Source organism: Loktanella salsilacus (assembly GCF_900114485.1).
GTDB classification, from domain to species: domain Bacteria; phylum Pseudomonadota; class Alphaproteobacteria; order Rhodobacterales; family Rhodobacteraceae; genus Loktanella; species Loktanella salsilacus.
The window spans coordinates 26,139-33,112 of sequence record NZ_FOTF01000033.1 but is presented as its reverse complement, the minus strand read 5'-3'; the positions used below and the strand labels follow the sequence as shown (position 1 = coordinate 33,112).

At 60.1% G+C, this 6,974-nt stretch carries 4 protein-coding genes and 1 pseudogene; 3 read left to right on the top strand and 2 right to left on the bottom strand.

The window, feature by feature from the left end:
• Both BM131_RS18105 and BM131_RS18100 read right to left on the bottom strand, forming a co-directional pair.
• Positions 1–223 (bottom strand): annotated as a pseudogene (locus BM131_RS18105) (IS110 family transposase); the annotation flags it as partial.
• Positions 224–722: 499 nt separating this feature from the next.
• Positions 723–1,634, bottom strand: coding sequence for a LysR family transcriptional regulator (locus tag BM131_RS18100; protein ID WP_175499459.1), 912 nt, complete (start codon positions 1,632–1,634; stop codon positions 723–725).
• 108 nt (positions 1,635–1,742) lie between these two features.
• Here BM131_RS18100 and BM131_RS18095 point away from each other — a divergent pair, with 108 nt between their 5' ends.
• Genes BM131_RS18095 through BM131_RS18085 form a run of 3 tightly spaced genes read left to right on the top strand, consistent with a single transcriptional unit; the run spans position 1,743 to position 6,127 of the window.
• Positions 1,743–3,011 carry an aromatic ring-hydroxylating oxygenase subunit alpha gene (locus tag BM131_RS18095; RefSeq protein ID WP_090191708.1) on the top strand — a complete coding sequence of 423 codons (1,269 nt, stop codon included), beginning with the start codon at positions 1,743–1,745 and terminating at the stop codon, positions 3,009–3,011.
• Positions 3,008–4,060 carry a flavin reductase family protein gene (locus tag BM131_RS18090; protein ID WP_175499457.1) on the top strand — a complete coding sequence of 351 codons (1,053 nt, stop codon included), beginning with the start codon at positions 3,008–3,010 and terminating at the stop codon, positions 4,058–4,060. The genes BM131_RS18095 and BM131_RS18090 overlap by 4 nt, the downstream gene beginning before the upstream one ends.
• A gap of 9 nt (positions 4,061–4,069) precedes the next feature.
• Positions 4,070–6,127, top strand: coding sequence for an NADH:flavin oxidoreductase (locus BM131_RS18085; RefSeq protein ID WP_090191705.1), 2,058 nt, complete (start codon positions 4,070–4,072; stop codon positions 6,125–6,127).
• Positions 6,128–6,974: the final 847 nt, after the last annotated feature.

The window sequence follows — 6,974 nt, the reverse complement described above, 5'->3', positions numbered from 1 at the left end:
TTAGGCGCACGTCGTGGCCCAACTTCTCAAATTCCCGACCCCAGCCATGCGCCGTTGCACAAGCCTCCATGGCGATCAGGCATTTAGGCTGCTGCGCCACGAACGCGAGAAACTGACCTCGTGAAAGCTTCTTACGAAACGCGACCGAACCGTCTTGGTGTGCACCGTGCAGCTGGAAAACGCGCTTTGCCAGATCGACACCGATAATAGTAACTTCGGACATGGATACTCCTTCCTTCTGTGATGGTTTCAACACTCATCATAGTGGCACATTGCGATGCCGTCGGGAGGGGGCATCCAAGCCATCAACAAAGCCGCCGGAAGTGACCGAGTCGACCGCACCGACACGAGGGGCGGAAACCAGACCTTAGCTACATCCGCGAAAAAACTTTCGACGAAGGCGGGAAGCGGAAGTTCGCTGCAGCAAGTACTAAGGTTTACAATGCGGGCTAACGGTCGCAAATCCTGAGATGAGATTAACTTTCTAATGCGGAGTTTTTCAGAACCAAACTTCATCCAAGCAACACCATTTCTGGCAATAATACTGAAAGACACAGCTTTAAGTCGTAAACAGACAATTCTCCTCTGACAATCTGCGCGAGGCTTTACCTGAAAATGGAGACGCCGCACAGTGAACCAGCACCATCGCGACACCCGTAAAATCGATCCCACACGTGGTGCGACCCTTGGCGATGGCTCTCCTGTTTGCGACCGCATGGGGGTCAGGGAACAAATCCCATGGACCTTTCCATCCATGATGCGAAAGCCTCTGCTTGTGTCGATGGTGCGACCTTGTCAGATACCATGATCCAATGGCGCTCTTTCGGCGTCAGCACCGGCAGCGACAATGCCGCAAGGCGACCGTCGCCGAGGGGGCGTTCGATCAGCCCCTTCCAGCCTAACGCGATCCCCTGACCCGCCATCGCCGCATAGAGGCCGTCCGAATAGCTGCTGAACCTCAGCCATGTTCCGGTCGGCCTAATCGTCCGGCCTTGCGCGGTGAACCATTGGCCCCATCCCATCCACGTGGGTTCGGGCGCATCGGCCTCGATCAGGGCACCGCAGCGCCCCGCGATAAGATCATCAATGTCGTACTGCGCAAGTTCTCCGGCACGTGACGGGGCGCAGACTGGCACCACGGCTTCACCCAGAGATCCAAGGACTCTCATGCCGCGAAACGGTGGCGCACCGTACCTGACGGCAATATCAATGCTAGGATCGTCCGGTGCGGTCCACGTATCGCTCGACACCACGCGCAGGTTGGCGTCTGGCACGACATCGCGAAAAGACGACAATTCGGGAAGGAGCCGGAAATGCGCGAATGCGACCGACACGGCGACCGTCAAGTCAGCCGGGCGTTCGCGGATTCTGGCAATGGCATCAGCGATGCAGTCGAAGCCGTCACTGGTGGCCGCGTATAGCGCGAGTCCTTCTTCCGTCAGCAACACCCGCCGGTTAGCCCGTAAAAACAGAGGACGGCCAATTTCAGCTTCCAGGAGCTTCATTCGCCGTGACACCGCTGCTTGCGTCACGCCAAGTTCCCCGGCGGCGCGGGTAAAGCTCTCGCGCCTTGCAGCGGCCTCGAAGGTCAGTAGCGCAGTCAACGACGACACGCTGCGGCGCAACCTATGCATGAGCAATTCTTTCCATTCGCTGAGCGTATGCATTCGTGGCGCGGAAATGCCGTTGCAGCAAGTGATTATGAAGCGCAGGCTGTTATTTGTGTTACGAGGAGGTATGCGATGCTTGACGCCGACAGAGGAAATCATGCCGATATATCGCGGCACCTTGCCGCGCGGCGCCCGGGTCATACGCTGCCCGCACCGCTCTATACATCGGCCGCCGTTTGGGCTGCGGATTGCGACGCGATTTTCGGACGCCACTGGATCGCCGTAGGTGTGGCTTGCGACGTTCCCGAGGCCGGCGACGTGATCGCTGTCGATATCGGACCGTCGTCCATCGTTATCCTTCGCGACGATGACGGTGCCCTGCGCGCGTTCCACAACGTCTGTTCACATCGCGGGGCGCGGCTCGTGCCTCCGGGCAGGTCGATCGTCGGCAAACTTGTGTGTCCCTATCACCAGTGGACCTATAACTTGGATGGTGCGCTGGCTCTCGCTCCGCACATGGGCGTCGATTTCGACCACGCGCTCCATCACCTCAAGCCGGTGGCGCTGCGCGACGTTGGCGGCATCCTCTATGCCTGCCTAGCGGCGGAACCGCCAGCCGATATCAAAGAACTGGCTGCAGTCATGGAGCCGCGATTGGCAGACTATGACCTGCGCAATGCAAAGGTCGCCTTCGAACAGGATTTGATTGAAGAGGGCAACTGGAAACTGACGATGGAGAATAACCGTGAGTGCTATCACTGCGCGTCGAACCATCCGCAGCTCTCACTCAGCTTTCACGCCGCCGATTTTGGATACGACCCAGAAAACCTGACCGAAAGCGAGCGGGCCGAGGCGAACGCTCTGATCGATGCTTATGCGAAGTACAGCGCACATTGGACCGAGGAGGGGCTGGCCTATGAGCCCGTAGAACACACCGTAGGATGGCCCACGAATTTCCGGACACAGCGTCTGATCATCGCGGGTCTGGGCGAAAGCCAGACGCCCGACACCCGTGCTGCCGTGTCGTTCCCGCTGGGCAATGCGAACCGCCCTTGGATGGGCGATGTGCATCTGTGGGGCATCAATTCTTGGAACCATATCATGTCGGATCATGCCGTAGTCTTCATAGCCTACCCAATTGCGCCCAACCGGACGCTAGTGCGTACAAAATGGCTGGTGCATGCCGATGCTGTCGAGGGTGAGGACTACGATCTCGAGAATCTAACGGCGGTCTGGAAAACAACTAACTCCGAGGACGCGCATCTGGTGGCGCTGGCGCAGCGCGGAGTGTCTTCTGCCGGTTATCGTCCGGGTCCCTATTCGCGGTTCACCGAACGCGCGCTGGATGAATTCGCCACATGGTATGTCGCGCGGATGCAGGCAAGCGGGTACGCCTTGTGACCGAGATCGACCTAACCGTATGGGATACGCGGCGGCGGCGGCGCTTTCCGCCAGATCGCTGGGGCACACTGGTCTGTCGCGGCGTCTGGGACGAAGGACCGGACATGCGGACGTTTCTGCTGACCCCAGATGATGGCAGCCGGATTGAGCATGATCCGGGACAGTTCATGACATTTCGCATCGAGACGGACGCGGGGAAGATTGAGCGCTGTTACACCATTTCTTCGTCGGCGGCACGCGATGGGGGCATTGAAATCACCGTCAAGCGGCAGTCAGGCGCGGGGTCGGAACAGTTGCATACTTCGCTTTGTCGCGGCGCGCGGATTGAGGCGCTTGGCCCCTCGGGCCGGTTCGGCCCTGCAGCCTGGCCAGGCGATGCCTATGCGCTGATCGCAGCGGGCAGCGGTGTGACACCAATGCTGTCAATCCTGCGAACCGCAGCCGACAGAGGCATCGACATAGACGCGGTGCTGATCCAAGTCGCACCGCAGACGGCCGATCTAATCGCGGCTGCCGAGACGGACGCGCTCGCTCGCCGCCTGCCTAACCTTGTCGTTGTGCGGCTGACCACGCGCGAGGCGCGGTCAACCCGGCTAGACGCAGGGACGCTGATGCGGATCGTGCCCGACCTTGCCCGCCGCACCGTTCTATGCTGCGGACCGCAGGGTTTCATGGCGATGGTCCGCGCGGCCACCCGCGCGGCGGGCGTGCCGCCGGAGCGCTACGGGGAGGAAAGCTTCGATTTTTCCTCACCTGAGGCCGAGGTTGCGCCGAGCATGGAAACGCCGGTGCGCAGCGTCACTTTTGCAAAATCGGGCCAAGTGTTTTCCTGTGCCGAGACGTCGACTATCCTGTCGGCGGTCAAACAGGCGGGGCTGCCGCTTCCTTCGTCTTGTGCGCGGGGAATGTGCGGCACCTGCAAAACGTTCAAACATTCCGGTGAAGTCACAATGTCGCATGACGGCGGCATCCGCCAGCGCGAGATCGACCGCGGTTTCATCCTGCCTTGCGTCAGCCGCCCGCTGACCGACATCGTACTTGACTGTTAGGAGCTCGCCATGAAGAACATCTCTGAGACCGACCCATTGCTCACTCCGTTCCGGCTGAAGCATCTGACCCTGCGCAACCGGGTGATGATCACCAGCCACGAACCCGCCTATCCCGAGGACGGGATGCCCAAGGCGCGCTACCGCCTGTATCACGAAGAGCGGGCCCGTGCTGGCGTGGCGCTCACGATGACGGCTGGGTCGGCGGCGGTGTCGCGCGACAGCCCGCCCGTCTTCAACAACATCCTTGCCTACCGCGACGAGGTCGTGCCCTGGATCCGCGAACTGACCGACGCCTGCCACGAACACGGCGCTGCGGTGATGATCCAATTGACGCATCTAGGGCGGCGCACGACCTGGAACAAGGGCGATTGGCTACCCGCGGTGTCGCCCGGTCCCCACCGCGAACCCGCCCACCGGGCCTTTCCGAAGGTTCTGGAGGATTGGGACATTGCCCGGATCATCGAAGACTACGCAGCCGCGGCAGAGCGGATGCAGGCAGGCGGCATGGATGGGGTGGAACTCTATGCCGGCGGTCACCTGATGGACCAGTTCTGGTCGCCGCTGACCAATACGCTGACGGGGCCCTATGGGGCAGACACACTTGAAAACCGCATTCGTTTTACCACAGATGTACTAACGGCGGTGCGCAAGCGCGTCGGCCCTGACTTCATTGTCGGCATCCGCGCCACGGCGGATGAGATGCAGACGGGCGGCATCACCGAGGACGAAGGGATCGAGATCGGGCGCATGCTCAAGGCGAGCGGAATGGTCGATTTTCTAAACGTGAACAGGGGCCGCATACACACCGACCCCGCGATGACGAAAATGATCCCTATCCAAGGCATGCGGTCTGCACCACATCTGGATTTCGCAGGCCGTATCCGGCGCGCGACCGGGCTGCCAACCTTTCACGCCTCACGGATTCAGGACGTCGCCACCGCACGCCACGCGATTGCGGAAGGGCACCTCGACATGGTTGGCATGACCCGCGCGCATATGGCCGACCCGCATCTGTTGGCCAAGATCATTGAAGGCCGCGAGGACGATATTCGCCCCTGCGTTGGCGCGAACTATTGCCTGGACCGCATCTATCAGGGGGGCATGGCGCTTTGTCTGCACAATGCTGCGACGGGGCGCGAAGAAACGATGCCACACACCATCATACCGGCGCTGACACGTCGCACCGTCGTCGTGGTTGGGGCCGGTCCGGGCGGGCTGGAAGCGGCGCGCGTTGCGGCCGCGCGCGGCCACGCAGTAACGCTGCTCGAAGCCGCCAGCGGACCCGGCGGCCAAGTCCGCTTGACCGCGCGCTCGCCGCGCCGCTCCGAAATGATGGGCCTGATCGACTGGCGCGTTGCGCAATGCGAGGCGGCGGGCGTTGACATTCGATACAACACTTATGCCGACGCAGGAGACGTGACAGCCCTCAACCCAGACGTGGTGATTGTTGCGACCGGCGGGATGGCGCATACGATGCTTTTTGAAACCGACACCGACCTTCCGCTCGCCGTGACGTCTTGGGACATCCTGTCGGGCGACGTCGCACCCGGCAGCGACATTCTGATCTACGACGAGGCGGGCGATCACGCCGGTCTGCAAGCCGCCGAAGTCGCCCTCGGCGCCGGTGCCAAGATCGAGATCATGACCCCCGACCGGTCCTTTGCCCCCGAGGTCATGGCGATGAACCTGTCGCGTTATATGAAGGCGCTTCAGCATAACGACGTCCGCTTCACGATTGCCCAGCGATTGGTCGGACTGGACCGGGTTGGCAATCGTCTGCGAGCGACCCTTGGCACCGACTATTCCGACCGCGTCACTCACGCCGAATACGATCAGATTGTCGTGAACTACGGCACAATGCCCCTTGATGAGCTTTATTTCGATCTTCGACCGCTGTCGCAAAATGGGGGGGCGGTAGATCATGCCGCGCTGATCGATGGACGGCAACAAAGCATCGAAACCAATTCCGACGGCGCGTTCCAGCTTTTCCGGATCGGCGACGCCGTATCGTCGCGCAACACCCACGCGGCAATCTACGACGCCTTGCGCCTCATCAAGGACCTCTGATCCTCTCGCGGCTCCCGCAATTACTGGCCCTCTTAAAAGGCCGATCCCTGGACAACACTATTGCGCCGCGGCTTTGTCGGCTGACCGACAGATTCATCTGTCTGAATGTCGCGTTCGGTAAGAACGGTAGCAATAACGGGTTGGGCTGCAGGAGCTTGATTAGGTCTTGGCGGTCCGGTTTGCGCAGGTGGCGGTTCTCTGCACGCGGGAGCTTGAAATCCGAAAGCGAAGCTAAATGCGTCATCCAAGGTATAATTCCTTTGCTAAATAAGAGAACTGGATAGAGCCACCTCCGATATCACACATCTCGGCGCCCTTGGTATCATCACACTCCTCAATTGAGGAAGCCGACGGATATTTGGCCCATTCAGAGCGATTTCCCAGACGGCCAATTAGGAAATTAATGAAGCTTCGCGTCTTTGGCGTCAGCACATTCGAGCGTGGTTCGAATGTCGCGCATCTCACAAGAGCAGAAAATGACATGTCGCACCCTGCACAGTGTGTCGAACGGCTGCCTCGGGAAAGCTGCAACGCAGCGCTTGGACATTTGGCCAGCGGCAGCTACGGGCCGTTCGCGTCCGTAGAGCCGCGGATGGGGGCGGACGTTGCCTAGACCTTATCCTATACTAATCTTGCATTGGCGTAGCCTGCAGTGGACGTCAGCCACCATCTAGTGATGCTACTATCTTAGATAGCTGCAGCGCTCTCTCCCACTGAGACAAAACCGCAAAAAGTGAGTTCGAAGTTTCTCCTTTTAGGTGCACCAAATTCCCCATTCATTTAGCATGTCACTTTAGAGTGGAAATGCTTGTCAGCTGACGATCTTGGTTCGCAGCCGGCCAATCAT

Excerpts from the sequence above, each read along its gene's own strand:
- BM131_RS18085 (WP_090191705.1), top strand. The coding sequence starts at position 4,070 with ATGAAGAACATCTCTGAGACCGACCCATTGCTCACTCCGTTCCGGCTG.
- BM131_RS18100 (WP_175499459.1), bottom strand. The coding sequence starts at position 1,634 with ATGCATAGGTTGCGCCGCAGCGTGTCGTCGTTGACTGCGCTACTGACC.
- BM131_RS18095 (WP_090191708.1), top strand. The coding sequence starts at position 1,743 with ATGCTTGACGCCGACAGAGGAAATCATGCCGATATATCGCGGCACCTT.